The organism is Azospirillum sp. A29 (assembly GCF_042604625.1).
In the GTDB taxonomy this organism is placed as follows: Bacteria; Pseudomonadota; Alphaproteobacteria; order Azospirillales; family Azospirillaceae; genus Azospirillum; species Azospirillum palustre.
The window spans coordinates 1,761,654-1,787,181 of sequence record NZ_CP170466.1; the positions used below are offsets into that span (position 1 = coordinate 1,761,654).

The 25,528-nt window shown below is 67.9% G+C and carries 27 protein-coding genes; 13 read left to right on the plus strand and 14 right to left on the minus strand.

What is annotated here, in order from left to right:
• Positions 1 to 22: 22 nt before the first annotated feature.
• The 5 genes from ABNQ38_RS23275 to ABNQ38_RS23295 are packed head-to-tail and all read left to right on the plus strand — an operon-like array spanning position 23 to position 4,407.
• Positions 23 to 1,336 (plus strand): MFS transporter, encoded by a 1,314-nt coding sequence (locus ABNQ38_RS23275; RefSeq protein WP_377808253.1) that lies wholly within the window; start codon positions 23 to 25, stop codon positions 1,334 to 1,336.
• A 39-nt stretch (positions 1,337 to 1,375) separates the two neighbouring features.
• On the plus strand, positions 1,376 to 2,095 hold the full coding sequence (rph, locus tag ABNQ38_RS23280) for a ribonuclease PH (protein WP_109096021.1): 720 nt from the start codon (positions 1,376 to 1,378) through the stop codon (positions 2,093 to 2,095).
• Between the two features lie 27 nt (positions 2,096 to 2,122).
• Complete coding sequence (rdgB, locus tag ABNQ38_RS23285) at positions 2,123 to 2,722, plus strand: RdgB/HAM1 family non-canonical purine NTP pyrophosphatase (RefSeq protein ID WP_377808254.1); 600 nt, start codon at positions 2,123 to 2,125, stop codon at positions 2,720 to 2,722.
• The gene (gene hemW / locus ABNQ38_RS23290; protein ID WP_377808255.1) at positions 2,710 to 3,879 is read left to right on the plus strand and encodes a radical SAM family heme chaperone HemW; all 1,170 of its coding nucleotides are present in this window, start codon (positions 2,710 to 2,712) and stop codon (positions 3,877 to 3,879) included. The genes rdgB and hemW overlap by 13 nt, the downstream gene beginning before the upstream one ends.
• 33 nt (positions 3,880 to 3,912) lie before the next feature.
• Positions 3,913 to 4,407, plus strand: a complete 495-nt coding sequence (locus tag ABNQ38_RS23295; protein ID WP_377808256.1) for a dihydrofolate reductase — start codon at positions 3,913 to 3,915, stop codon at positions 4,405 to 4,407.
• Positions 4,408 to 4,435: 28 nt separating this feature from the next.
• On the opposite strand, the gene ABNQ38_RS23300 is transcribed toward ABNQ38_RS23295, so the two are convergent.
• From ABNQ38_RS23300 to ABNQ38_RS23330, 7 genes are all read right to left on the minus strand, one after another.
• Entirely contained in the window at positions 4,436 to 5,347 is a 912-nt protein-coding gene (locus ABNQ38_RS23300) for a ParB/RepB/Spo0J family partition protein (protein WP_377808257.1), read from the minus strand.
• On the minus strand, positions 5,344 to 6,141 hold the full coding sequence (locus ABNQ38_RS23305) for a ParA family protein (protein WP_377808258.1): 798 nt from the start codon (positions 6,139 to 6,141) through the stop codon (positions 5,344 to 5,346). Before ABNQ38_RS23305 ends, ABNQ38_RS23300 begins: the two co-directional genes overlap by 4 nt.
• A gap of 62 nt (positions 6,142 to 6,203) precedes the next feature.
• Entirely contained in the window at positions 6,204 to 6,818 is a 615-nt protein-coding gene (rsmG, locus tag ABNQ38_RS23310) for a 16S rRNA (guanine(527)-N(7))-methyltransferase RsmG (protein ID WP_377808259.1), read from the minus strand.
• The gene (gene mnmG / locus ABNQ38_RS23315; RefSeq protein WP_377808260.1) at positions 6,815 to 8,704 is read right to left on the minus strand and encodes a tRNA uridine-5-carboxymethylaminomethyl(34) synthesis enzyme MnmG; all 1,890 of its coding nucleotides are present in this window, start codon (positions 8,702 to 8,704) and stop codon (positions 6,815 to 6,817) included. The genes rsmG and mnmG overlap by 4 nt, the downstream gene beginning before the upstream one ends.
• Before the next feature lie 104 nt (positions 8,705 to 8,808).
• Positions 8,809 to 10,140, minus strand: a complete 1,332-nt coding sequence (gene mnmE / locus ABNQ38_RS23320) for a tRNA uridine-5-carboxymethylaminomethyl(34) synthesis GTPase MnmE (RefSeq protein WP_377808261.1) — start codon at positions 10,138 to 10,140, stop codon at positions 8,809 to 8,811.
• Between the two features lie 10 nt (positions 10,141 to 10,150).
• Complete coding sequence (locus tag ABNQ38_RS23325) at positions 10,151 to 10,525, minus strand: ferredoxin (RefSeq protein ID WP_377808262.1); 375 nt, start codon at positions 10,523 to 10,525, stop codon at positions 10,151 to 10,153.
• Positions 10,522 to 10,773, minus strand: coding sequence for a DUF6489 family protein (locus tag ABNQ38_RS23330; protein WP_014249167.1), 252 nt, complete (start codon positions 10,771 to 10,773; stop codon positions 10,522 to 10,524). The genes ABNQ38_RS23325 and ABNQ38_RS23330 overlap by 4 nt, the downstream gene beginning before the upstream one ends.
• A 200-nt stretch (positions 10,774 to 10,973) precedes the next feature.
• Between ABNQ38_RS23330 and ABNQ38_RS23335 the strand changes: the two genes are divergently transcribed.
• Genes ABNQ38_RS23335 through ABNQ38_RS23345 form a run of 3 tightly spaced genes read left to right on the plus strand, consistent with a single transcriptional unit; the run spans position 10,974 to position 14,554 of the window.
• A complete protein-coding gene (locus ABNQ38_RS23335; protein WP_377808263.1) occupies positions 10,974 to 13,025 on the plus strand; it encodes a thioredoxin domain-containing protein in 2,052 nt (683 codons plus the stop codon).
• 18 nt (positions 13,026 to 13,043) lie between these two features.
• Positions 13,044 to 13,541 (plus strand): methylated-DNA--[protein]-cysteine S-methyltransferase, encoded by a 498-nt coding sequence (locus ABNQ38_RS23340; RefSeq protein WP_377808264.1) that lies wholly within the window; start codon positions 13,044 to 13,046, stop codon positions 13,539 to 13,541.
• A gap of 38 nt (positions 13,542 to 13,579) precedes the next feature.
• Complete coding sequence (locus ABNQ38_RS23345; protein ID WP_377808266.1) at positions 13,580 to 14,554, plus strand: quinone oxidoreductase family protein; 975 nt, start codon at positions 13,580 to 13,582, stop codon at positions 14,552 to 14,554.
• Between the two features lie 48 nt (positions 14,555 to 14,602).
• Here ABNQ38_RS23345 and dnaQ read toward each other — a convergent pair whose 3' ends face one another.
• The 5 genes from dnaQ to ABNQ38_RS23370 are packed head-to-tail and all read right to left on the minus strand — an operon-like array spanning position 14,603 to position 18,244.
• Complete coding sequence (gene dnaQ, locus ABNQ38_RS23350) at positions 14,603 to 15,286, minus strand: DNA polymerase III subunit epsilon (RefSeq protein WP_377808267.1); 684 nt, start codon at positions 15,284 to 15,286, stop codon at positions 14,603 to 14,605.
• Entirely contained in the window at positions 15,279 to 15,923 is a 645-nt protein-coding gene (gene coaE / locus ABNQ38_RS23355) for a dephospho-CoA kinase (protein WP_377808268.1), read from the minus strand. Before coaE ends, dnaQ begins: the two co-directional genes overlap by 8 nt.
• A 10-nt stretch (positions 15,924 to 15,933) precedes the next feature.
• Entirely contained in the window at positions 15,934 to 16,806 is an 873-nt protein-coding gene (locus tag ABNQ38_RS23360; protein WP_377808269.1) for a shikimate dehydrogenase, read from the minus strand.
• The gene (locus ABNQ38_RS23365; RefSeq protein ID WP_377808270.1) at positions 16,803 to 17,408 is read right to left on the minus strand and encodes a Maf family protein; all 606 of its coding nucleotides are present in this window, start codon (positions 17,406 to 17,408) and stop codon (positions 16,803 to 16,805) included. The genes ABNQ38_RS23360 and ABNQ38_RS23365 overlap by 4 nt, the downstream gene beginning before the upstream one ends.
• Positions 17,405 to 18,244, minus strand: coding sequence for a pyruvate, water dikinase regulatory protein (locus tag ABNQ38_RS23370; RefSeq protein WP_377808271.1), 840 nt, complete (start codon positions 18,242 to 18,244; stop codon positions 17,405 to 17,407). The genes ABNQ38_RS23365 and ABNQ38_RS23370 overlap by 4 nt, the downstream gene beginning before the upstream one ends.
• A 515-nt stretch (positions 18,245 to 18,759) precedes the next feature.
• On the opposite strand from ABNQ38_RS23370, the gene hemE reads away from it, so the two are divergent.
• From hemE to rho, 4 genes are all read left to right on the plus strand, one after another.
• Positions 18,760 to 19,785 (plus strand): uroporphyrinogen decarboxylase, encoded by a 1,026-nt coding sequence (hemE, locus tag ABNQ38_RS23375; RefSeq protein WP_377810113.1) that lies wholly within the window; start codon positions 18,760 to 18,762, stop codon positions 19,783 to 19,785.
• 93 nt (positions 19,786 to 19,878) lie between these two features.
• The gene (gene hemH, locus ABNQ38_RS23380; RefSeq protein ID WP_377808272.1) at positions 19,879 to 21,000 is read left to right on the plus strand and encodes a ferrochelatase; all 1,122 of its coding nucleotides are present in this window, start codon (positions 19,879 to 19,881) and stop codon (positions 20,998 to 21,000) included.
• 68 nt (positions 21,001 to 21,068) lie between these two features.
• Positions 21,069 to 21,497 (plus strand): protoporphyrinogen oxidase HemJ, encoded by a 429-nt coding sequence (gene hemJ / locus ABNQ38_RS23385; RefSeq protein WP_377808273.1) that lies wholly within the window; start codon positions 21,069 to 21,071, stop codon positions 21,495 to 21,497.
• Positions 21,498 to 21,878: 381 nt separating this feature from the next.
• The gene (gene rho, locus ABNQ38_RS23390; protein ID WP_109052252.1) at positions 21,879 to 23,135 is read left to right on the plus strand and encodes a transcription termination factor Rho; all 1,257 of its coding nucleotides are present in this window, start codon (positions 21,879 to 21,881) and stop codon (positions 23,133 to 23,135) included.
• Between the two features lie 134 nt (positions 23,136 to 23,269).
• Here the strand turns inward: rho and secB are convergent, their stop codons facing one another.
• Together secB and ABNQ38_RS23400 are read right to left on the minus strand one after the other, a co-directional pair.
• Positions 23,270 to 23,758 carry a protein-export chaperone SecB gene (secB, locus tag ABNQ38_RS23395; RefSeq protein WP_085086914.1) on the minus strand — a complete coding sequence of 163 codons (489 nt, stop codon included), beginning with the start codon at positions 23,756 to 23,758 and terminating at the stop codon, positions 23,270 to 23,272.
• A gap of 199 nt (positions 23,759 to 23,957) precedes the next feature.
• Positions 23,958 to 24,593, minus strand: a complete 636-nt coding sequence (locus tag ABNQ38_RS23400; protein WP_377808275.1) for an FxsA family protein — start codon at positions 24,591 to 24,593, stop codon at positions 23,958 to 23,960.
• A 236-nt stretch (positions 24,594 to 24,829) separates the two neighbouring features.
• On the opposite strand from ABNQ38_RS23400, the gene ABNQ38_RS23405 reads away from it, so the two are divergent.
• Complete coding sequence (locus ABNQ38_RS23405; RefSeq protein ID WP_377810114.1) at positions 24,830 to 25,525, plus strand: Tim44/TimA family putative adaptor protein; 696 nt, start codon at positions 24,830 to 24,832, stop codon at positions 25,523 to 25,525.
• Positions 25,526 to 25,528: the final 3 nt, after the last annotated feature.

Sequence of the window (25,528 nt, forward strand, 5' to 3'; positions counted from 1 at the left end):
CGCCTCTGCCGGAGCCTCCATCTTGTCCCAGGCCACACGCCCTGCGGCGCCCACCGCCTTGACGCCCGACGAACGCCGCATCACGCTGGTCATCGCGGCGGTGCAGTTCATCAACATCCTGGACTTCATGATGGTGATGCCGCTCGGCCCCGACTTCGCACGGGCGCTTGGCATCCCGGCGGCACACATCGGTTACATCGGCGGCAGCTACACCGCCGCCGCCGCGGTCGCCGGGCTGATCGGATCGATGCTGCTCGACCGCTTCGACCGGCGCCGGGCGCTTTCCGTGGCGATGGCCGGGCTGATCGTTTCCACCGCGCTCGGCGGGCTGGCCTGGGACTTCCCGTCGCTGCTGGCGGCGCGCGTGCTGGCCGGACTGTTCGGCGGCCCGGCCGTTGCCGTCGCCATCGCCACGCTGACGGATCAAGTGGCGCCGCAGCGGCGCGGGCAGGCGATGGGGGCCGTGATGTCGGCCTTCTCGCTGTCGGCCATCGCCGGGGTGCCGGTCGGGCTTGAACTGGCGCTCTATGGCGGCTGGCGCCTGCCTTTCTTCGCGGTGGCCGCCGCCGGGCTGGTCGTCGCCGTCGCCGCCATCGCCATCCTGCCGCCGCAGCGCGGTCATCTGGCTGCTGGGGCAGGGGTCAAGACGGGGGCGTGGGTGCGGATGACGGCTCTGCTGTCGCGCCGCAAGGTCTGGCTGGCCTACGCCACGGTGGCGCTGGTGCAGGTCCAGCAATTCATGATCGTTCCCAACATCGCCGCCTATGTGCAGGGCAATCTGGGCTTCCCGCGAGACCATCTCAGCCTGGTCTATATGACCGGGGGCGCGCTGAGCTTCTTCGCCTCCCGCTGGGCCGGCCGGCTGGTCGACCGACACGGCTCCAGCGCCATCACCTTCGCGGCGACCGTGGGGTTGAGCGTCGTGATCTTCACCGCCTTCATCGGCTACCGTCCCTGGATGCCGGTGCTGGGGCTGTTTCCCTTCTTCATGACCTTCGTCGGCGTCCGCATGGTCGCCAACGGCGCCGCCTTCTCCCGTGTGCCGGACCCGCAGGAGCGCGCCGGCTTCATGGCACTGGTGTCGGCAGTCCAGCATCTCAGCTCCGCCTTCGGCGCCTTCCTGTCGGCGGAGATCCTGACCAACGCGCCCGACGGCCGGCTGGAGCATGTCTCGACCATGGCCACGGTCTCCATCGCCATCGGGCTTGCCATTCCCTTGCTGACCCTGTGGCTGGAGCGGGCGACGCGCCCGGCGGCGACGCCGTCGCCCGCCCTGATGATCGCGGACACCGTACTGGAGGACACCGTGCTGGACGGGGCGGGGCAGAGCCGTTAGCTTGCCGCCGATCTGCAAACGACCTTCGGAATGATGCCCATGCGCCCCTCCGGCCGCGCCTTCGACCAACTGCGCACCGTCTCCCTCGAACCCGGCTTCAGCCGCTATGCCGAGGGGTCCTGCATGGTGCGTTTCGGCAACACGCATGTGCTGTGCACCGCCAGCGTCGACGAAACGGTGCCGCGCTTCCTGAAGAACACCGGGCTGGGCTGGGTCACCGCCGAATACGGCATGCTGCCGCGCTCCACCCACAGCCGCAGCGACCGTGAGGCGGCGAAGGGCAAGCAGTCCGGCCGCACCCAGGAAATCCAGCGTCTGATCGGCCGCGCGCTGCGCGCCGTCACCGACCGCTCGGCCATGGGCGAGAAGCAGATCAAGATCGACTGCGACGTGATCCAGGCCGACGGCGGCACCCGCACCGCCGCCATCACCGGCAGCTATGTCGCCCTGCATCTGGCCTTCCAGCATTTGATGCAGATCGGCGCCCTGAAGACCATGCCGCTGACCGATCAGGTCGCCGCCGTCTCCTGCGGCCTCTACCAGGGCAATGCCGTGCTCGACCTCGATTACGACGAGGATTCCAAGGCGCAGGCCGATGCCAACTTCGTCCTGACCGGCAAGGCCGGCATCGTCGAAATCCAGGGCACCGCCGAGGAAACCCCCTTCTCCGAGCCGCAGTTCATGGAGCTGCTGACGCTCGCCCGCAAGGGCGTGACCGAGCTGGTGGCGTTGCAGAAGCAGGTCCTCGGCATCAAGTAAGGCCCACTCAGCCAAAGGTTCATGACCATGTCCGCTCCCCGCCGCTTCACCGGCGACACCCTCGTCATCGCCAGCCACAACAAGGGCAAGGTGCGCGAGATCGCCGATCTGCTCGGCCCCTATGTCGCCAATTTCACCGCGGCCGGGGAGCTGGGCCTGCCCGAACCTGAGGAAACCGGCACCACCTTCATCGCCAACGCGGAGCTGAAGGCCAAGGCTGCGGCCGCCGCCGGCCATGTGGCGCTCGCCGACGACAGCGGGCTGGTGGTGCCGGCGCTGAACGGCGATCCTGGCATCTATTCCGCCCGCTGGGCCGGCCCGGCCAAGGACTTCGCCATGGCGATGCAGAAGGTCGAGGACGGTTTGGCCGGTAAAGCCGACCGCAGCGCCTATTTCGTCTGCGCCCTGTCGCTCGCCTGGCCGGACGGCCATGTCGAGACGGTGGAGGGCCGTTGCTATGGCACGCTGGTGTGGCCGCCGCGGGGGCCGCAGGGCTTCGGCTATGACCCGATGTTCCTGCCCGACGGGCATGGGCTGACCTTCGGCGAGATGGACCCGGCCAGGAAGCACGAGATGAGCCACCGCGCCGACGCCTTCCGCCAGCTGGTGGAGCGGTGCTTCCGGTGAGTGGTTCAGATCCTGGTTTTGCCATCTACGTCCATTGGCCCTTCTGCAAGTCGAAGTGCCCCTACTGCGATTTCAACAGCCATGTCCGCGAGCGGGTCGACCATGACCGCTGGCGGGCCGGGCTGCTGCGCGAACTGGACCATTACGCCGACCTGACCGCCGGGCGCACCGTCACCTCGATCTTCTTCGGCGGCGGCACCCCGTCGCTGATGGAACCCTCCACCGTTGGTTCCATCGTCGACCGCGTCGCCCAACGCTGGACGGTCGCCGAGGGGCTGGAGGTGACGCTGGAGGCCAACCCGACCTCCGTCGAAGCCGACAAGTTCCGCGCCTTCCGCAGCGCCGGGATCGACCGCGTCTCGCTGGGTATTCAGGCGCTGGACGACACCAGCCTGAAATTTCTCGGCCGCGAGCACAATGCGGCGGAGGCGACCGGCGCCATCGAACTGGCGGCGCGGATTTTCGACCGCTTCTCCTTCGACCTGATCTATGCCCGTCCGGGCCAGACGGTGGCGGCGTGGCAGGCGGAACTGGCACGGGCGCTGGACTACGCGGTCGGCCATCTGTCGGTCTATCAGCTGACCATCGAGCAGGGCACGGCCTTCTATCCACTCCATGCCCGCGGCGATCTGGTGCTGCCCGACGAGGATCTGGCCGGCGATCTCTATGAGGCGACGCAGAGCCAGCTGACGGCGGCCGGGCTGCCGGCCTACGAGATTTCCAACCACGCCCGACCCGGCGAGGAAAGCCGCCACAACCTGACCTACTGGCGCTATGGCGACTATGTCGGCATCGGTCCCGGCGCCCATGGCCGGCTGACGCTGGACGGCGAGAAGTTCGCCACCCGTGCCCATCGTGCCCCGGAGATTTGGCTGGAGCGGGTGGAGCGCGACGGCCATGGCGCCGCCGCTCCGGACCCCATCGACCGCGACGCCCGCGGGACCGAATTGCTGATGATGGGGCTGCGCCTGACCGAAGGCGTGCGGCTTGCCCGCCTGACGGAGGAAACCGGCCGGAGTTTGGACGATTTGGTCGATCCGGCAGCCCTGTCCCGCCTGATCGGCGGCGGTTTCCTGACCCGCGATGCCGACCGTCTGGTTGCCACACCGGAGGGGCTACAGCGTCTGAACGCGGTGCTCGGCGCAATTCTGGCGTAAAATCGGTCAGCTCAAGCAGGGAAAGGGCATGGGATGCTCATCACTCTGATCGTCGCCGCCGCAACGAACGACGTGATCGGTCGCGATGGCCGGCTTCCCTGGAGCCTTCCCAGCGACCTGCGCCGGTTCAAGGAACTGACGATGGGCAAGCCGATCCTGATGGGCCGGAAGACCTGGGAATCCCTGCCGCGCCGTCCGCTTCCTGGCCGGGACAATCTGGTGATCAGCCGTCAGGCCGCGTTCGGTGAGAAGGACGGTGCCCGCTGGTTCAGCGGGCTGGGTGCGGCGGTGTCGTGGGCGCAGGCGTCCGGCGCCGCCGAACTCTGCGTCATCGGCGGTGCCGCCCTGTTCCGCGAGACGATGCCGATTGCCGACAGCCTGCACCTGACCCGCATCGAAAGCGCGGTCGACGGCGACACGCTGATGCCGCCGATCGGGGCGGAGTGGGCGGAGGTGTGGTCGAGCGCGCCCATGGAAGAGAACGGGCTGATCTACCGCTACATCGACTTCGGGAAGGTGAGGGGGTAGGGGCGAGAACGCCCCCGATAAAGCCCCGTTACTCTTCGCCGCCCAGCCGGTGCAGCACATCGTCCAGCTGGTCGAGCGTCTGGTAGTGGATGGTGATCGTCCCGCGCTGACCCTGCGGATTGATGGCGACCTTCAAGCCGATGCGGGCGGAGATTTCCTCCTCCAGATTGATCAGGTCGACGTCCTTCATCGCAGGAGCGGATCCGGCTCCGCCGGTCGCGGCCTTGCCCTTCTTCGCCTTGGGCTGGTCGCCGCGCATCAGGTCTTCGGTCTGGCGCACATTCAGGCCGCGAGTGACCACCTCGCGGGCGACCGCGGCCGGATCCGGGGCGGTCAGCAGGGCACGGGCATGGCCGGCGGTCAGCGCGCCGTCCTGCACCATCGACTTGACCGGCTCCGGCAGGGCCAGCAGGCGCATCATGTTGGCGACATGGCTGCGGCTCTTGCCGACGGCGCGGGCCAGATCCTCCTGCGTGTGCTCGAACTCCTCCATCAGCCGACGATAGCCTTCCGCCTCTTCCAGAGGGGTCAGATCCTGGCGCTGGATGTTCTCGATCAGCGCGATTTCCAGCGCCTCGCGGTCGCTGAGATCGCGGATGATGACCGGAACCTCGTGCAGGCCGGCGATCTGCGCCGCGCGCCAGCGGCGTTCGCCGGCGATCAGCTCGTAGGAATTGGCGTCCTCCGCGTCGCGGCGGACCAGCAGCGGCTGGAGGATGCCCTTGTCCCGGATGGACTCGACGAGGCCCTGAATGGCCTCGTCATCGAACTTCCGCCGCGGCTGGTACTTGCCGGGATGGACGAACTCGATCGGCACCTGCTTGGACTGCCGCACCTTGTCGAGCGCCGAATAATCCTCGGTCGCCTCGCCGAACAGAGCGGAGAGGCCGCGGCCCAGGCTGGCGCGGCGGGCGCCGCCTTGTTTGGTGTCGTCGATCATGCGGTCAGTCTCTTCTCACGGCGAAGCACCTCGCCCGCCAGATGGATGTAGGCCTGGGATCCGGGGCAGCGCATGTCGTAGATCAGCACCGGCTTGCCGTGCGACGGCGCCTCCGACACCTTGACGTTGCGCGGGATCACGGTGTCATACACCTTCTCCCCGAAGAAGCCGCGGACATCCGCCGCCACCATGTCCGACAGATTGTTGCGCTTGTCGAACATGGTCAGCACGACGCCGTGGATGTCGAGGTTGGGGTTGAAGGCGCGCTTCACCCGCTCGATGGTGCGGACCAGATGGCTGAGGCCTTCCAGCGCGTAGAACTCGCACTGGAGGGGGACCATCACCGCATGCGACGCGACCAGCGCGTTCAGCGTCAGCAATCCCAGCGCCGGCGGGCAGTCGATCAGGACGTAATCATATTCCAGCGCGCTGTTGGCGACCGCCTCGCGCAGGCGGAACTCGCGGCGCTCGGCACCGACCAGCTCGATCTCCGCACCCGACAGATCGACCGACGAGGTGATGATCGACAGGTTCGGCACGGAGGAGGGGGTGGCGGCCTTCTCCAGCGACACGTCGTCGAACAGCACGTCGTAGATGCCGACGCGGCGGTCGGAGCGGGGGATGCCGAGACCGGTGGACGCGTTGCCCTGGGGGTCGAGGTCGATCACCAGGACCCGCTTGCCGATGACGGCAAGCGCGGTGGCGAGGTTGATCGTCGTCGTGGTCTTGCCCACGCCGCCCTTCTGGTTGGCAATCGCAACCACGCGGGCAAGGGGACGGGTGACGGCAGACATGGCAGCCTCTCGGGAGTCCGGTTGGCGGGAAGAGGGCGGGGGAACGGTATCAGGCACGGTCTTCACGCACGCTCAAGATGGCTCACACGCAGGATGGTCCCGCTCGGATCGGTGCGGCTGTCGAATCGCTCAGGAACCAGTGTCCAATATTGCGTTGCAGCGGTCAATTCGTCGTCCAGCGCCGCGCCCTTCAGAAACAGGCACTTGCCGCGCGATCCGATGAAGGGATGGGCCCAGGCGAACAGATCGGCCAGCGGCGCCAGGGCGCGGGCGGTGACCACATCGGCCTCGATCCCGGTGACGGTTTCGATGCGCTTGGTGTGGACGGTGACCGGCGCCTCGCAGACACGGGCGACCTCGCGCAGGAAGGCGCATTTGCGCACGTCGCTCTCGATCAGATGCACCTGCGGCACGCCGAGGATGGCGAGCACCAGACCTGGGAAGCCGGCGCCGCTGCCGAGATCGACCAGCACCCGCGTGCCGTCCGGCAGCAGGGGATAGAGCTGTGCAGAGTCGAGGACATGACGCTTCCAGGCATCCGGCAGGGTGGAGGGGCCGACCAGATTGATCTTCGGCTGCCACTTGCGCAGCAGAGCCTCATAAGCGATCAGGCGGTCGAGCGTTTCACGTGAAACACCCATGGCCTCCTGAAATGCAACCGCATCGAACCCGCTCATTCCGCAGCAACCCCTGCTGCCACATCGCGGCGCTTCACGTGGCGGAGCAGGGCGACCAGCGCCGCCGGGGTCATGCCGGGAATGCGCGCGGCAGCGCCCAGCGTCGCCGGACGCGACTGGCGCAGTTTCTGGCGGATTTCGGCGGACAGGCTGCCGATGCCATCGACATCGAGATCGTCGGGCAGGGCGAGCGACTCGTCCTTGCGGAAGGCGCGGATGTCGGCCTCCTGCCGGCCGAGATAGCCGGCATATTTGCCGTCGATCTCCAGCTGCTCGGCAATCTCGGGGGCGATCTCGCCAAGCTCCGGCCACAGGCGGGCGAGGGCAGCGAGATCGATGTCGGGATAACGCAGCAGGTCGGCGGCACTGCGGCGCACGCCGTCCTGGTTCACCGCAACGCCTTGGCGGGACAGTTCGACAGGGGTCGCCTGCAACGACGCGACCAGGGCACGTCCGGCGGACAGGGCGGCACTCTTGGCGGCGAAGACATCGCGACGCTCGGAGCCGACGCAGCCGATGGCGACGCCCTTGCCGGTCAGCCGCTGGTCGGCATTGTCGGCCCGCAGCAGCAGCCGGTATTCGGCGCGCGAGGTGAACATGCGGTAGGGCTCGTTGGTACCCCGGCCGATCAGATCGTCGATCAGCACGCCGATATAGGCGTCGGCACGGTCGAGCACGAAGCCGTCCGGGTTGCCGCCCGCTGCCAGCGCCGCGTTGATGCCGGCCATCAGCCCCTGCGCCGCCGCCTCCTCATAGCCGGTGGTGCCGTTGATCTGGCCGGCCAGGAACAGGCGCGGCGCCCGGCGGGTCTCCAGCGTCGGCTTCAGTTCGCGCGGATCGACATAGTCGTATTCGATGGCGTAGCCGGGACGGATCATCACCACCTTCTCCAGCCCCGGCATGCTGGCGAGGATGCCGAGCTGCACATCGCGGGGCAGGGAGGTCGAGATGCCGTTCGGGTAGACGGTGGGATCGTCCAGCCCTTCGGGTTCGAGGAAGATCTGGTGCTTCTCCTTCTCGGCGAAGCGGACGACCTTGTCCTCGATGGACGGGCAATAGCGTGGGCCGGTGCCGGTGATCTGGCCGGAATACATCGGGGCGCGATGCAGGTTGGCACGGATCAGCGCGTGCGCCTCATGCGTCGTCCAGGTGATCGCGCAGTCGATCTGCGGCGTGTCGATCCGCTCAGTCATGTAGGAGAAGGGCGGCGGCGGCATGTCGCCGGGCTGCTTCTCCAGCGCGTCCCAATCGATGGTGCGGCCGTCGAGCCGCGGCGGGGTGCCGGTCTTCAAACGGCCGAGCGGGAAGCCGAGACGGGCCAGCGTGTCGGACAGGCCGATGGACGGCGCTTCGCCGACGCGGCCGGCGGGGGTGCGCTCCTCGCCGATGTGGATCAGCCCGCGCAGGAAGGTGCCGGTGGTCAGCACCACGGCGCCGGCGCGGATGGACTCGCCAGCCCCGGTGACGACGCCGGTGATCCGCTGCTCGTCATCGACGATCAGGTCTTCGGCGCCGCCGGCCTCGATGAACAGGTTCTCCTGGTCTGCCAGCAGCGACTGCATCGCCTGCCGATAGAGCTTGCGGTCGGCCTGGGCGCGCGGTCCGCGGACGGCCGGTCCCTTGCTGCGGTTCAGGATGCGGAACTGGATGCCGCCGCGGTCGATGGCCTTCGCCATCACCCCGTCCAGCGCATCGATCTCCCGCACCAGATGGCCTTTGGCCAAACCGCCGATGGCGGGGTTGCAGGACATCTCGCCGATGGTTTCGACCTTGTGGGTCAGCAGGAGCGTACGCGCACCCATGCGCGCTGCCGCCGCGGCAGCCTCACAGCCGGCGTGACCGCCGCCGACAACGATGACATCATAGCTTCGCATGTGCGGGACCATAGCGGAACGGCGGCGCGGATCCAAGAGGGAGGCGGGGAGGCGGGCGGAGACAAGTGCCGCAGGTCAGCCCTGTTTCACGTGAAACACGCCCTCATTTCTCCCCCTCACTTGCCTATGCAGAAATCCCGGAAGATCACGTCGAGCAAATCCTCGACATCCACCCGCCCGGTGATGCGCCCCAATGCCCGGCTGGCGAGACGCACATCCTCCGCCGCAAGTTCGGGCAACGGTGCCTCCAACGCCCGCAGCAGCGACTCCCGGCATTCGGTCAGTGCGGCCCGATGACGGGCGCGGGTCAGTGAGGGCGCGCTGCCGATGGCGAGGCGGTCGGCACTGAACTCCGTCAGCTTTTCTTCCAACAGCTTCAGCCCGTCACCAGTCTGGGCGGAGACCAGGATCGGCGACAGATCCGGGCGCAGGTCTACCGCTGCTGCAAGGTCGGTCTTGTTGAAGACGACCACCGTGTCGCTGTCGATCAGGTGCAGCGTCGCCGGGTCGAGATCGGGCAGGGTGGCGGCATCGAACACCGCGACCTTCACATCGGCACGGGCGGCCCGGTCCCGGGCGCGGCGGATGCCTTCCTCCTCCACCTCGTCGGCGGCGGCCTCCCGCAGGCCTGCGGTGTCTGCCAGCACGACCGGATAGCCGCCGAGGTCGAGATGCACCTCGATGATGTCGCGGGTGGTGCCGGCGCGGGCGGAGACGATGGCGGCGTCCCGGCGGGCCAGCGCGTTCAGCAGGCTCGACTTGCCGGCATTCGGCGCGCCGACGATGGCGATGTGCAGGCCCTCGCGCAGACGCTCGCCACGGCCGCCGTCATCGAGATGGCTGGCGATTTCCCCGGCCAGCCCGGCGATCACCGGGCGGACGGCATCGGCGACGCCGCCGGGCAGGTCGTCGTCGGCGAAATCGATGTCGGCCTCGATGTGGGCGAGGGCGCGGGTCAGCCGCTCCCGCCAGCCGTCATAGAGCTTGCCGAGCGCACCCTCCATCTGCCGCAAAGCCTGCCGGCGCTGCGCGGTGGTCTCGGCGTCGATCAGGTCGGCGACCGCCTCGGCCTCGGTAAGGTCGAGCTTGCCGTTCTCGAAGGCGCGGCGGGTGAACTCGCCGGGCTCGGCCAGCCGCAGGCCGGGCAGGGTGGCGAGCGCCTCGATCACGCCGGTGACGACGGCGCGCCCGCCATGCAGATGCAGTTCCACCACATCCTCGCCGGTGAAGCTGGCGGGAGCGGTGAAGCGCAGGACCAGCGCGTCGTCCAGCGCATCGCCGGTCTGGGGATCGCGCAGCTTGGTCAGCACGGCACGGCGTGGCGCAGGCAGAGGGCGGCCGGTCAGCGCGGCGAGGGCGGATCCGGCCTCGGGTCCCGAAATGCGAACCACCGCCACACCGGATCGTCCGGGGGCGGTGGCGAGCGCGTAAATGGTGTCGGTGGACATCGGCGGAGGATCAGCCCTGCTGCTCGGGCCGCAGCTCGCGCTGCTCCGCCGTCAGCATCAGCCGCTCGACCCGGCGGCCTTCGACCAGATGGGTCTGGAGGATTTCATCGACGTCGCCGGTGCTGCGGTAGGTGTACCAGACCCCTTCCGGATAGATCACCAGCGTCGGCCCCAGCTCGCAGCGGTCGAGACAGCCGGCGGAATTGATCCGCACCTTGCCGTCGAAACCGAGTTCGCGGGCGCGGGCCTTCATATAGTCGCGCAGCTTTTCCGACCCGTGGGCGGCGCAGGATCCGCGCCGGTGCCCGTCGGGGCGGCGGTTGGTGCAGCAGAAGACATGGGCTTCGAAGTAAGGCTTCTGGGACTCAATTGAACGGTCGGTCACTTTCTTCCTTCCTGGCCCAGGGCCGAGGCCATCTGGGACCAAAACATCTTCTGCATCTGCTCCATGCCCTGGATGCCGGCGGGCAGCCAGGTCTTGAGCATGGTCTCCGGGTCCATGGCCTGGAGGTTGGCACGCATCCGTTCCTGGATTTCGTGCATCATGGCATCCTGCATCGGCTTCACGTCGGGCAGGCCCAGGAAGTGCCGGGCCTCGTCCGGGGTGCAGTCGATGTCGACGGTGATTTTCATGGGGACCCCCTCCAGAGCCGGAGCCGGCCTCTCCCCCTCGAAATCGAAGGATCGGGCACCGGTCCAGGCATTGGCCGCGTTGATTTTGGGGTTGAGCGCCGCGGCGGCTCATGCCCCACTATACAGATAGGATGCACTGGCGCAACGCCACCCCGGCGCCACCTATTGTCCAACGACACACCAACAGATCGGACACCGCCATGCCCGCCACTCCGTTGGGCGCGAACCTGCTAGGCCGGGAGACCAGCCCCTATCTGCTGCAGCACAAGGACAACCCGGTGCACTGGATGCCCTGGGGTCCGGAAGCCTTCGCCCGTGCCAAGGCGGAGAACAAGCCGGTGCTGCTGTCGGTCGGCTATGCCGCCTGCCACTGGTGCCACGTGATGGCGCATGAAAGCTTCGAGAATCCCGAGATCGCCGGGCTGATGAACGAACTGTTCATCAACATCAAGGTCGACCGGGAAGAGCGTCCGGACCTCGACACCATCTACCAATCGGCACTGGCGCTGCTGGGACAGCAGGGCGGCTGGCCGCTGACCATGTTCCTGACGCCGGATGCCGAGCCCTTCTGGGGCGGCACCTATTTCCCGCCGGCAGCGCGCTATGGCCGCGCCGGCTTCCCCGACGTGCTGCACGGCATCGCCGACACCTATGCCAATGAGACGGACAAGGTGATCAAGAATGTCGACGCGCTGAAATCGGCCCTTGCCGGGATGGGAGAGAACCGCTCGGCCGGCGCCGTCGATGCCGGGGTGCTGGATCAGGTGGCACAACGGCTGCTGCGGGAGGTCGATCCGATCCATGGCGGCATCGGCAGCGCGCCGAAATTCCCGCAGGTGCCGCTGTTCGAACTGCTGTGGCGGGCTTGGCAGCGGACCGGGCGCGAGCCCTTCCGCGAGGCGGTGACCCATACGCTGGCCAACATGGCGCAGGGCGGCATCTACGACCATCTCGGCGGCGGCTTCGCCCGCTATTCGGTCGATGAACGCTGGCTGGTCCCGCATTTCGAGAAGATGCTCTACGACAACGCCGAGCTGCTCGACCTGATGACGCTGGTCTGGCAGGAGACGCGCGACCCGCTGCTGGAAACCCGCATCCGCGAGACGGTCGGCTGGCTGCTGCGCGAGATGATCGCCGACGGCGGCGGCTTCGCCGCGACGCTGGACGCCGACAGCGAGGGCGAGGAGGGACTCTTCTATATATGGCAGGAGCATGAGGTCGACCGGCTGCTCGGTCCCGCCCTCGGCGACAACGGGCTGGCGACGTTTAAACGCGTTTACGAGGTGCTGCCCCAGGGCAATTGGGAAGGCGTCACCATCCTGAACCGGCTGGGCGGCCTGACGCTGGCCGACGACGCCACCGAGGCGATGCTTGCCAGGGGCCGCGACATCCTGCTGCGGGCGCGGGCCAAGCGGGTGCGGCCGGGCTGGGACGACAAGGTGCTGGCCGACTGGAACGGCCTGATGATCGCCGCTCTGACCCATGCCGCCCTGGCGCTCGACGAGCCGGAGTGGCTGGACGCTGCCGGCCGTGCCTTCGCCTTCGTCCGCGACCGCATGGACAGCGGCGGCCGGCTCTGCCACAGCTGGCGGCACGGGCAGGGCAAGCACACCGGCATGCTGGACGACTATGCCCACATGGCGCGCGCCGCCCTGGCGCTGCATGAGGCGACCGGGGATCCGGCCGCCCTCGACCAGGCCAGGGTCTGGGTGGCGACGCTCGACGCCCATTTCTGGGACGGCGCCAACGGCGGCTATTTCTTCACCGCCGACGATGCCGAAGGGCTGATCGTCCGCACCAAGAGCCCTCACGACAACGCCACCCCCAGCGGCAACGGCACCATGCTGGCGGTGCTGACCACTTTGTTCCAGCGCACCGGCGAGGATGCGTACCGCGAGCGGGCGGAAGCGCTTGCCGCCGCCTTCTCCGGCGAGCTGGCGCGCAACTTCTTCCCCCTGCCGACCTTCCTCAACGCGGTGGAGCTGATGACGGCGCCTGTGCAGATCGTCATCGTCGGCCCGCCCAAAACTGCGGAGACGGAAGCGCTGCGGCGGACGGTGCTGGAGCGCTCGCTGCCCAACCGCATCCTGACCGTGCTGGCACCGGAGACGGATTTGCCCGCCAACCATCCGGCACAGGGCAAGGGGATGCGCGACGGGATCGCCACCGCCTATGTCTGCCGCGGCATGACCTGTTCGGCCCCGGTGACGGCGCCGGCGGATCTGGCGGCTCTGCTGGCAACTAAAAACTGATTTTTGCGGGAGGACTCCATGGCGCGCCTTTCCATCGACAGCCCGCTCGGCCCGCTGATGCTGACCGGGGACGGATCCGCCCTGACCGCGGTCGGCTGGGGCCGTTTCGACCAGGACGAGCCGGACGCCGTGCTGGTCGAGACGGCGCGTCAGCTGGACGCTTATTTCACCGGACGGCTCCACCGCTTCGACTTGCCGCTGAAGCCGGCGGGCACCGCCTTCCGCCAGAGCGTCTGGGAGGCGATGCTGGCGATCCCCTATGGCGGCACCGCCACCTATGGCGGGATGGCGAAGATGTTGGACAGTGGGCCGCGCGCGGTAGGCGGTGCCTGCGGCGCCAACCCGATCCCCATCGTCATCCCCTGCCACCGCGTGCTGGCCAGCGGCGGCGCGCCCGGCGGCTATTCCGGCCATGGCGGGCTCGACACCAAGTCGTGGCTGCTGGCGCTGGAACGCCGGCATGCCGGCATAAGCCAGGGCAACGGTGCGGCGGCGGAGCAGTTCGCGCTGCTCTGAAAAGCCTGAGAACTCGAAAGAAGGGAGACCAAACCACCATGGTTCACGCGATCCGCATCCACGAGCACGGCGGGCCGGAGGTTCTGCGCTGGGACGAGATCGAGGTGGGAGAGCCCGGTCCGGGACAGGTGCGCATCCGCCAGACCGCGGTCGGGCTGAACTACATCGACACCTATCACCGGTCCGGCGCCTACAAGCTGCCGGATCTGCCGGCGGTGATCGGCATGGCAGGATCCGGCGTGGTGGAGGCGCTGGGTCCGGACGTCACCACGCTGAAGGTCGGCGACCGCGTCGGCTACGCCATGTCCATCGGCGCCTATGCCGAGAGCCGGCTGATCGCCGCCGACCGGCTGGTACCGCTGCCGAGCTGGCTCGACGAACAGGCGACCGCCGCCACGCTGCTGCAGGGGTTGACCGCGCAGTATCTGCTGCGCAGCACCTATGCGGTCCAGCCCGGCGACACCATCCTGGTGCAGGCCGCCGCCGGCGGGGTGGGGCTGCTGCTGTGCTCCTGGGCCCGGCATCTCGGCGCCACGGTGATCGGCACCGTCGGGTCAGAGGAGAAGGCCGAACTGGCGAAGGCCCATGGCTGCCACCACACCATCGACTACACCCGCGAGGATTTCGTCGTCCGGGTGAAGGAGCTGACAGGCGGGCAGGGCGTGCCGGTCGTCTATGACGGCGTCGGCAAAACAACCTTCCTGAAGGGGCTGGACTGCCTGCGGCCGCGCGGTCTGATGGTGCTGTTCGGCGCCGCGTCGGGCGCGCCGGAGCCGCTGGATCTGGGGCTGCTGGCGGCAAAAGGATCGCTCTACGTGACGCGGCCGACGCTGGCGACCTACACCGCCAAGCGGGAGGATGTGATGGCCTCGGCCGCCGATCTGTTCGACGCGGTGAAAAATGGCGGGGTGACGTTCACCGTCAACCAGCGCTTCGCGCTGAAGGACACCGCCGACGCGCACCGGGCGCTGGAATCGCGGGCGACCACGGGGTCGACGGTGCTGGTGCCTTAAAGCCGGAGCCGAGGGGCGAAGAGCCGGAGACCCGGATCCGCCCCTTCCTCACTCAACCGCCCACAGCGGGTTCTTGATCTTCTTCAGCATCTCGGCATGAGCCGCGGCCTCGTCGTCGCTGACGGCGAAGACGCGGGCCTCGCGGAAGGGACGGTCGATGCGGACCGGGCTGGCGACACCGCCCCTCGATGCCGGACCGCCGGCGAAGGACAGGCCGGTCTGCCGGCCGCCCAGCAGCTCCAGATAAACCTCGGCCAGCAGCTGCGCGTCGAGCAGCGCGCCGTGCAGGGTACGGTTGGAGTTGTCGACGCCGAAGCGCTTGCACAGCGCGTCCAGGGTGGCGGGCGAGCCGGGGAACTTCTGCCGGGCCATCAGCAGGGTATCGACGGCGCGGTCCTTCGGCATCACCGGATAGCCGGCGATCTTCAGCTCCCAGTTCAGGAAATGCATGTCGAAGGCGGCGTTGTGGATCACCAGCGGCGCGTCGCCGATGAAAGCGACGAAGTCGGCGGCGACGTCGTTGAACAGCGGCTTATCGGCGAGGAACTCCGTGCTCAGCCCATGGACGGCGAAGGCCTCCGGCGGCATGTCGCGCTCGGGGTTGAGGTAGACGTGGAAGCGCTCGCCGGTGGCAAGGTGGTTGACCAGCTCGATGCAGCCGATCTCGACCAGCCGGTGCCCCTCCTCCGGCTTGAAGCCCGTGGTTTCGGTGTCGAGAACGATTTCACGCATGATGGATTTGCCCTGGTTGATAGCCGCGCGGCGGCCAGTGCCGGCCCGACCGCCGCGCCACGTCGCGTACAATGCCCTGAAGTGCGCGCCGCGTCACCAGCCGACCGGCGCCGGTCGGCACGACATAATCGGCGCGGCGGCGTTTTTCCGCGTCCGGCATCTGGCGGGCGAGGATGCCGGCGAACTTCTCCGCCGTCATGCCCGGCCGGGCCAGCACGCGGGCGCGCTGGACGGCGAAGGGGGCCGAAACGACGATGGTGGCGTCGACCCGCCGCTCGCCCCGGGTCTCGAACAGCAGCGGGATGTCCAGCACGGCGATCCCGGCACCGCGACGGGCGGCACGGGCGAGGAAGTCGCGCTGCGCCGCCTGGACCATCGGATGCAGGATCGCCTCCAGCCGTTTCAGCGCACCCCCGTCGCGGAACACCGCGGCCCCCAACGCCAGCCGGCTGACCGCTCCATCGACCACCACGCCGGGGAAGGCGGCGTCGATGACGGGCACCGCCCGGCCGCCGCGGCCGAGCAGCCCATGCACCACCGCGTCGGAATCGCAGACCGGGGCGCCCATCGCCTTCAGCATGCGGGCGGCGGTGCTCTTGCCCATGCCGATGGAACCGGTCAGGCCCAGCACGATCATCGCCCGTGCCTCAGCCTTCCAGGACGAAGCGCGTCAGCTCCGGCGTTACCTGCGGCTCGACGCCGAACCAGGCCTTGAAGCCGGGACGCGCCTGATGCAGCAGCATGCCGATGCCGCCGGCCACCGGGTTGCCGCGCGTCCTGGCCTCGGCCAGCAGCGGGGTCTCCAGCGGCACATAGACGATGTCGTTGACTACCGCCGAGGCGGGCAGGGCGCGCAGGGACAGGTCCAGCGCCGGCTGCCCGGCCATGCCCTGGGTCGTGGTGTTGACCAGCAGGGACGCACCGTCGAGCGCGGTTTCACGTGAAACCCAATCGACCACCGTCACGCCGCTGCCGAGCCCGACCGCGGCCAGATCCGCCGCCAGCTCCTCGGCACGCGCGCGGGTGCGATTGACCAGACGGACCTCCGGCGCACCGGCATCGAGCAGGGCGACCACCACGGCGCGGGCGGCCCCGCCGGCACCGATCACCACCGCCGGACCGCGCTCCGCCGTCCAGTCCGGCTGCTCGGCGCGCAGATTCTCGATGAAGCCGAAACCGTCGGTGTTGCCGCCTTCCAGCGCACCGTCATCGGCCACCACGATGGTGTTGACGGCTCCCATCCGCTGCGCCGTCCCGTCCAGCCGGTCGACGGTGCGGAAGGCGATCTCCTTCAACGGGACGGTGACGTTGCAGCCGCGGAATCCCAAAGCGGGCAGGGCGCGGATCGCCTGCTCGGCACGCTCCGGCGCCACCGCCAGCGGCACATAGGCGCCGTCGATCCCATACTGCCGCAGCCAGAATCCATGCAGCCGGGGCGAGCGCGAATGGCCGATGGGCCAGCCCATCACGCCGGCGATCTTGGCCTTGCCGCTGATCACCCCAGAAGAACCTGCCGTCATTCCCTGCCCACTCCATGCACGCGCAGAAAGCCGAGCAGCGGCAGAAGCGGCAGCCCGAGGATGGTGAAGAAGTCGCCCTCGACCCGGTGGAAGAGCTGCGCCCCCAGCCCTTCCAGCTGATAGGCGCCGACCGAGTGCAGCACCTCGTCGCCGACGCGATCAAGGTAATCGTCGAGGAAGGCTTCGCTGAAGTTGCGCATGGTCAGGCGGGCGCTGTCGGTCTTGTGCCACATCCGCTCGCCGTCGCGCACGACCACGGCGCAGCTGACCAGCTGGTGGGTCTTGCCGCGCAGGTCGAGCAGCTGGGCGCGTGCCGCGGCGCGGTCGGCCGGCTTGTCGAACCAGCGCCCCTCGCAGTCCAGCATCTGGTCGGCGCCGACCACCAGCGCGCCCGGATGGCGGCGGGTGATGCGCTGGGCCTTCAATTCGGCCAAGGCCTCGGCGACGGCGTCGGCGGGAACGCCCTCGGCCCGGCCGGCGGCCTTCACCTCGTCCTCGTCGACCAGCGGCTTGTCGAGGATGGCGGTCACGCCGGCCTGTTCCAGCATCGCCGCCCGCGTGCGCGAGCCGGATGCCAGGACGAGCTTGGGAGCCGCGCTCACGTCTTCTTCCCTTCCGGGCTGAAACTGGAGCTCTGACGGCGGGCGAGCAGCATCATGATCTCGGCCGCGGTCTCCTCGATGGAGCGGCGCGATACGTCGATCACCGGCCAACCGCGCCGGCTGAACAGCCGCCGTGCCTCCTGAACCTCGGCACGGACCAGCTCGGGGTCGGCGTAGCTGGAGCCCTCGCCCTGGTTCAGCAGCTTCAGCCGGTTGCGGCGAATCTGCACCAGCCGGTCGGGGTCCTTGGTCAAGCCGACGATCAGCGGCCGGGTCAGCAGGTCCAGCTCGGCCGGCAACGGGCTGCCCGGCACCAGCGGGATGTTGGCCGCCTTGATGCCGCGGTTGGCCAGATAGATGCAGGTCGGCGTCTTGGAGCTGCGCGACACGCCGATCAGCACGACGTCGGCCTCGTGCAGGTCCCAGTTCGACTGGCCGTCGTCATGGGACAGGGCGAAATCGACGGCGTCGATGCGGCTGAAATATTCGGCGTCGAGGACGTGCTGGCGGCCGGGCTGGCGCTGCGATTCCACGCCCAGGAAGGCGGCGAGCGCGTTGATCAGCGGATCGAGCACGGGGATGCAGGGCACCTGCATCTCGCGGCAGAAATCCTGGAGCCGGCGGCGCAGCGTCTCGTCGACCAGCGTGAACATCACCAGCCCGTGGTTGTCCCGGATTCCCTCCAGAACGAGGTCGAGTTGGCGGTCGGTCCGCACCAGATTCCAGAAATGTTCGATCGGCCGAACGTCGTCGAACTGGATGACGCAGGCGCGCGCCACGCTGTTGATCGTCTCGCCCGTCGCATCGGATACGAGATGTAGGTGGAACTCTTTCATCCGTCCCCAACATTCTGTGGAGAATCCGGCCCAGATCTGTGGACAACCGGATTCACCGTCGTTTCGTCCCGGCTGGGGGACTCCTCCTCCCCGATACGGCCAAGCGCGGAACAACTCCGCCGACCGCTTCGGAAGCTGGGAAGATCCGGCCCCGTCCGCCCGGTTATCCACGGGACTCCCGCTCGTCCAGCTATAGCATTTCCGCCGTTTCCGGCGGTAGTGCTCCGAATCGTCCACAGATCCGCACACATGCCCGCACAAGCCCCCGGATCTGTGGACAGATTCGCCAGAATCGGGGATCACCGTTATCCACAGCCATCCACCTCATCCTCTTCCTTTCTCCCTTTAAAAAATATAGTGAAGTAGAAGGGATAAACCCGTCCCGGATTCTGGCGCGGAATCGGCGCCGGAATCGCACGGGGCCTTTTCGGATTCGCATGTCAGGGGAACGTACCGTCTTGTCCGCCACCAGCTCCGACGTCCAGAATCAGGCTTCCAAGCCTGCCCTGAAGCCGATGCTCGCCGCCCTGGCGGGAGAGGTGCGGCCGCGCCCGCCCTTTTGGCTGATGCGTCAGGCCGGACGCTATCTGCCGGAGTATCGCGAACTGCGGGCCAAGGCCGGCAGCTTCCTCGACCTCTGCTACAATCCCGACTTCGCGGTCGAGGTCACCTTGCAGCCGCTGCGCCGCTACGGCATGGACGCGGCGATTCTGTTCTCGGACATCCTGGTGGTCCCCCATGCCCTGGGGCAGCCGCTGGCCTATCTGGAAGGCGAGGGGCCGAAGCTGGATCCGGTCCGCAGCGTCGAGGACCTCAAGCGCCTGTCGCGCGACCGCTTCCACGAGACGCTGGCGCCGGTCTACGAGACGGTGCGCCGGCTCTCCACCGCGATCCCCGCCGAGACGACGCTGATCGGCTTTGCCGGGGCTCCCTGGACCATCGCCTGCTACATGGTCGAAGGGGCGGGCTCCAAGGATTATGCCCACGTCAAGCGCTGGGCCTACGGCGATCCTGTCGGCTTCGGCCAGCTGATCGACCTGATCGTCGAGGTGACCGCCGATTATCTCTGCCGCCAGATCGAGGCCGGGGCCGAGACGGTGCAGCTGTTCGACAGCTGGGCCGGCGTGCTGCCGGTGGCGGAGTTCCGCCGTTGGGTGATCGAGCCGACGCGGCAGATCGTCGCATTGGTCAAGGCGAAGCACCCGAACACGCCGGTCATCGGCTTCCCGCGCGGCGCCGGCCACGCCTATGAGGAATACGTCGCCGGGTCCGGCGTGGACGCCGTCGGGCTCGACACCACCGTTCCGCCGGTGTGGGCCGCACAGACCCTCCAGACCCGGCTGCCGGTGCAGGGGAACCTCGATCCGATCATGCTGGCTACCGGCGGCAAGGCGCTGGAGACGGCGACCCACGACATCCTGGCGGCGTTGACCGCTGGGCCCTTCGTGTTCAACCTGGGCCATGGCGTCATCCAGTCGACCCCGCCGGCCCATGTGGAGGCGCTGACGCGCATCCTGCGGGAGTGGCCGGGGCAGGGCTGAGGGCTTTTCCGCCGGGCCGCGCCTTAAGGGACTGAAAAAGCGACGGCGGGGGTCTGGACAGAGTGGCGGCAACGCTCCAGTTTAGCGGGCACCATGAGCCAGCCATTCTCCCAGCCCTCCGCCCCGACCAACGCAGCCGCCGGCAACCCGACTTCCGGGGTCCGCCCGCGCCGCGTCGCCGTCGTGCTGTTCAACCTCGGCGGTCCGGACGCTCCGGAGGCGGTGCGGCCCTTCCTGTTCAACCTGTTCGCGGATCCGGCCATCATACGGCTGCCGAACCCGTTCCGCTTCCTGATCGCCAGCCTGATCAGCGGGCGGCGGGCCAAGCCGGCGACGGCGATCTACGCCCAGCTCGGCGGGAAGTCGCCGCTGTTGGAGAACACCGAAGCCCAGGCGGCGGCGCTGGAAGCCATGCTGGGGGCAGAGCCGGCGACCGCCGGGACGGAGACCAAGGTCTTCATCGCCATGCGCTACTGGCACCCGATGAGCGCCGAGACGGCAGCAAAGGTGAAGGCCTACGACCCGGATCTGGTCGTGCTGCTGCCGCTCTACCCGCAATTCTCCACCACCACCACGGCGTCGAGCGCCAAAGCGTGGCATGAGGCGGCACGCACCGTCGGGCTGACGGCGCCGACGAAGCTGCTGTGCTGCTACCCGACCCAGGCCGGCTTCATCGACGGCGCGGCGGACCTGATCCGCCCGCTCTACGAGGCCGCCAAGGCCCATGGCAAGCCGCGCGTCCTGTTCTCCGCCCACGGGCTGCCGAAGAAGGTGGTGGCCTCCGGCGACCCCTATCAGTGGCAGTGCGAGCGGACGGCAGAATCCATCGCCGCGGCGCTGGGTATCGACGATCTCGACTGGGTCAACTGCTACCAGAGCCGCGTCGGCCCGATGGAGTGGATCGGTCCCAGCACCGACGCCGAGATCCGCCGCGCCGGCCAGGACGGCGTGCCGATCCTAGTGGTGCCGATGGCCTTCGTGTCGGAGCATTCCGAGACGCTGGTGGAGATCGAGGTCGAATACCGTCACCTCGCCAAGGAGGCGGGGGTGCCGCACTTCACCCGCGTGCCGACGGTCGGGGTGCATCCCGGCTTCATCGACGGACTGGCCCGGCTGGTGCGGCAGACGGTCGCGGGCAAGGCGGCGATCTGCTCGCAGAAGGGCGACCGGATCTGCCCGTCCAACTTCTCCGGCTGCCCGCAGGCGCGGCACTGAACCGTGGGGCTGAGCCGCGACGGCCGAACCGAAACGGCTGAACAGTAAAGAAAAAGGGGACACGCCCGGTGCTGTACGAATGGATCAAGGCGCTGCACGTCATCAGCATCATCGCCTGGATGGCGGGGCTGCTCTATCTGCCGCGCCTGTTCGTCTACCACTGTCAGGTGCAGGCCGGATCCGAGGCGTCGGAGACCTTCAAGGTGATGGAACGCCGCCTGCTGCGCGCCATCATGAACCCGGCGATGATCGCGGCCTATGTGTTCGGCATCACGATGATCGTGCTGACGCCGGAATGGATGAAGCAGGGCTGGCTGCACGCCAAGCTGCTGTTCGTCCTGCTGCTGACCGCCAGCCACATGATGATGGCCCGCTGGCGCCGGGACTTTGCCGAGGACCGCAACACGCGGCCGCAGCGCTTCTACCGCATCGCCAACGAGGTGCCGACGCTGCTGATGATCGGCATCGTCGTCTTCGTCGTCGTGAAGCCCTTCTGACCGGCCTGGCAGGTGAATCGCCGGTCTTCCATCTCCCGGAAAAAGCGGAATCCGCGACCTTTCGCGGTTTCGCTTTCGTTTGACTTGCGTCCGCCGATCCGATAACCATGTCAGGACCACGGGGTTTTCGCCCCGCGGCCTCCCACGCCCACATCTGCCGATCCGATGCTCTGATCTTGAGCCGGGCCTGGTGGCTGGCGAACAGCTCCCGTGCGGCCATTTTCCGGACGCCCTGGCGCGCCTTCGCCGAAGCGCCACCCGCTGCCCACCCGACGCGACCGCGTTGCGGCGTCCGCCGCCCCCAGCCGCCGTCGGCCGGACCCTCCGGCACTCCCCACCTCCAAGGCCATTCCCCCGCATGACGATTTCACAGGCAATCCGATGCATCTCCAAGAGCTGAAGTGCAAAAGCCCCGCTGAACTGCTGGCGTTCGCGGAGGAGCTGCAGATCGAGAACGCGAGCACGCTGCGCAAGCAGGACATGATGTTCGCGATCCTGAAGCAGCTGGCCGAAAACGACATTCCGATCTTCGGCGACGGCGTGTTGGAGGTGCTGCAGGACGGGTTCGGCTTCCTGCGTTCGCCGGAAGCCAATTATCTGCCGGGTCCCGACGATATTTACGTCAGCCCCAGCCAGGTGCGCCGCTTCGGCCTGCGCACCGGCGACACGGTGGAAGGGCAGATCCGCTCGCCCAAGGACGGTGAGCGCTATTTCGCCCTGCTGAAGGTCAACACCATCAATTTCGACGCGCCCGACAAGGTCCGTCACCGCATCAACTTCGACAACCTGACCCCGCTCTATCCGGAAGAACGCATCCGGATGGAGGTCGAGGACCCCACCAAGAAGAACCTCACCGGCCGCATCGTCGACCTGGTGGCGCCGCTCGGCAAGGGGCAGCGCGGGCTGATCGTGGCGCCGCCGCGCACCGGCAAGACGGTGATGCTGCAGAACATCGCCCACTCGATCGCCACCAACCACCCCGAAGCCTATCTGATCGTCCTCTTGATCGACGAGCGTCCGGAAGAAGTGACGGACATGGCCCGCTCGGTCCGCGGCGAGGTCATCAGCTCCACTTTCGACGAACCGGCGACCCGCCACGTCCAGGTCGCGGAAATGGTGATCGAGAAGGCCAAGCGCCTGGTCGAGCACAAGCGCGACGTGGTCATCCTACTGGACAGCATTACCCGTCTGGCCCGCGCCTACAACACCGTGGTGCCGTCGTCCGGCAAGGTGCTGACCGGCGGTGTCGACGCCAACGCCCTGCAACGGCCCAAGCGCTTCTTCGGCGCCGCCCGCAATGTGGAAGAGGGTGGGTCGCTGACCATCATCGCCACCGCGCTGATCGACACCGGCAGCCGCATGGACGAGGTGATCTTCGAAGAGTTCAAGGGCACCGGCAACTCCGAGATCGTGCTGGACCGCAAGCTGTCCGACAAGCGCACCTTCCCGGCCATCGACATCTCCAAGTCGGGCACCCGCAAGGAGGAGCTGCTGGTCGACAAGGGCACCATGTCGAAGATGTGGATCCTGCGCCGCATCCTGATGCCGATGGGCGTGACCGACGCGGTGGACTTCCTGGTCGACAAGCTGAAGCACACCAAGTCGAACAACGAGTTCTTCGAAAGCATGAACCAGTAAGGTCGCACCGGATCCGCCCTCTCCTCGCGGAGGGGGCGGCCATCTGTCGCGGTATGGAAAAAGGGCAGGGACCTTCCGGTCACCCGCCCTTTCTTTTTTTCAACTCCGTTCCTTCGGCCGATCCCTGACCGGGATCAGAAGGGCGGCTGCTGCGGCTGTTCGGCCTGCTGGGCCGACTGGCGATGATACAGCTCGGCGAAGTCGATCGGGTTGATCATCAGCGGCGGGAAGCCGCCCTCGCGGGTCGCGCTGGAGACGATGGCGCGGGCGAACGGGAAGATCATCCGGGCGCCTTCGATCATCAGGACCGGGCGGTGATGCTCTTCCGGCAGGCCGGGGAACTGGAACAGCGCGCCATAGGCCAGCTCGACCAGGAAGGCGACGGACTCGCCCTGGCGGGCTTCGCACCGCAGGTTCAGCGTCAGCTCGTAAATGTCGTCGCCGACCTTCTGGCCCTGGACGTCGACGCCGATGTTGACCTGCGGCTGCGGCTGGTTCGGCAGCAGGCTCTGCGGGGCGTTGGGGTTCTCGAAGGAGAAGTCCTTCACATATTGCGCGAGGACATGCATCGGCAGCGAAGACGTCTGCTGCTGCTCGGCGCCGTTGCTCATCTGATCGGACATAACGGACTCCTAATCGCCGGCCCGCGTTCCATCCCCGATCCCGGTATGGACGGGGGGCAGGGGTCGCAGGCCGACCCGGATGTGAGGTGACAGGGTTTGGTTCGCGACGGTTGTGCCTTCGCCCAAAGGGCTGGCTATCATGGATCGGCCGTCCTGCCAACGGAAACCGCCGACGGGAAACCGGTCCCTGGCCGGCGGCTCAGCGCCGCTCATCCGGACGCTGCTTGCCCCATTGGGAATCGGTCAGCCGCGGCGCGTCGCGATCCTCGCCGCTCCTGTCCTCCGGGGTGACGTCGCGGAAATCGCCGTCGATTACGCCGGGCACGCCGGGAGTGGGGCGAAAAGGATCTTCGCCGCGGCGCGGACCGCCGGCGCCGAATTCGGCACTGCCGAAATCCCTGTTGCCAAACCCCTGGTCGCCGCCGGCGCCAGCCCCGAAGCCGCCCCCAAGGCCGCCCTTGCCCGTGGTGGTGAAGACCGGCATGCCGGCGCCGATGCGGCTGAACAGCCAGCGGCCGATGCCGCGGCGCAGCGGCCGGATCAGCAGCAGGATGCCGAGAATGTCGGTCAGAAAGCCGGGCACGATCAGCAGGACGCCGGCCAGCACGGCGCAGAAGCCGTCGAGCACGGTGCCGATGGGTGCCTCGCCATGCGCCGCCGCCGCCTGGGCCTTGCTCAGCGAGGCCAGCCCCTGGTGACGGACGATCAGCATGCCCACCACCGCCGACAGGGCCAGCAGCCCGATGGTCGGCCCGGCGCCGATCCAATCGCCGACCTGGATGAATCCGACGATCTCCAGGATCGGCAGAAGAAGGATCAACAACAGGGGATTCATGGTGTCCTTGCTCTTCGGGCTCGCTGCCCCTATCTAGGTTTGGATAGGTCGACCGGTCGAAAGACCGCCGGCCTCATCCAATTGGCGGTTCAATCGGCAATTACTGGCGGGCAAGCAACACGTAATGCCGACCGGCCGCAAGGTCCAGAGGCGGGCCGGATCCGCCGGCGATTTCGCCGCGGCAAATGCCAAGACAACAAGACGTTCACGACAAATCGTATCGGAAGGAACAGATGATGGGAGACGGGTTCGTGTTCATCGAGATCGTGATCTTCGCGATGATCGCGGCCTTCCTCGTCTATCGGCTGCGCAGCGTCCTCGGCCGCCGGACGGGGGAGGAGCGGCAGCGTTCCAACCCCTTCACCTCGGCTCCGGGGGCGGCGAAACCGGACAACGTCGTTCCCCTGCCGGAGCGCAACCGGCCGCGACCGGATGTCGCACCGGGTGCCGATGTCGTGATGTCGGACGAGCCGCTGTCGCTGGCCGCGTCCATCGACCAGATCCGGGCCGCCGATCCGACCTTCGACGAGAAGCATTTCCTGGAAGGCTCCAAGGCCGCCTTCGCCATGATCGTCGATGCCTTCGCCCGCGGCGACACCGCGACGCTGCGCCCGCTGCTGGCCGACGATGTCTATGACAGCTTCGCCCAGGTCATCCGCGACCGTCAGGCCGCCGGTGAGCAGCACGAGGCCCGCATCGAGCAGGTCCGCGAGGCCGAGGTGGTGGAGGCGAAGCTGGATGCCGGCCGCACCGCCCGCGTCACCGTGCGTCTGGTCTCCGATCAGGTGAATGTGGTGCGCGACCGCAACGGCGCCATCGTCGATGGCGATCCCAAGGCGCTGGTGGAGAACACCGACGTCTGGACCTTCGCCCGCAACCTCCGCTCCCGCGATCCGAACTGGGCGCTGGTCGAGGTGCGTCCGGTCCAGTGAGGA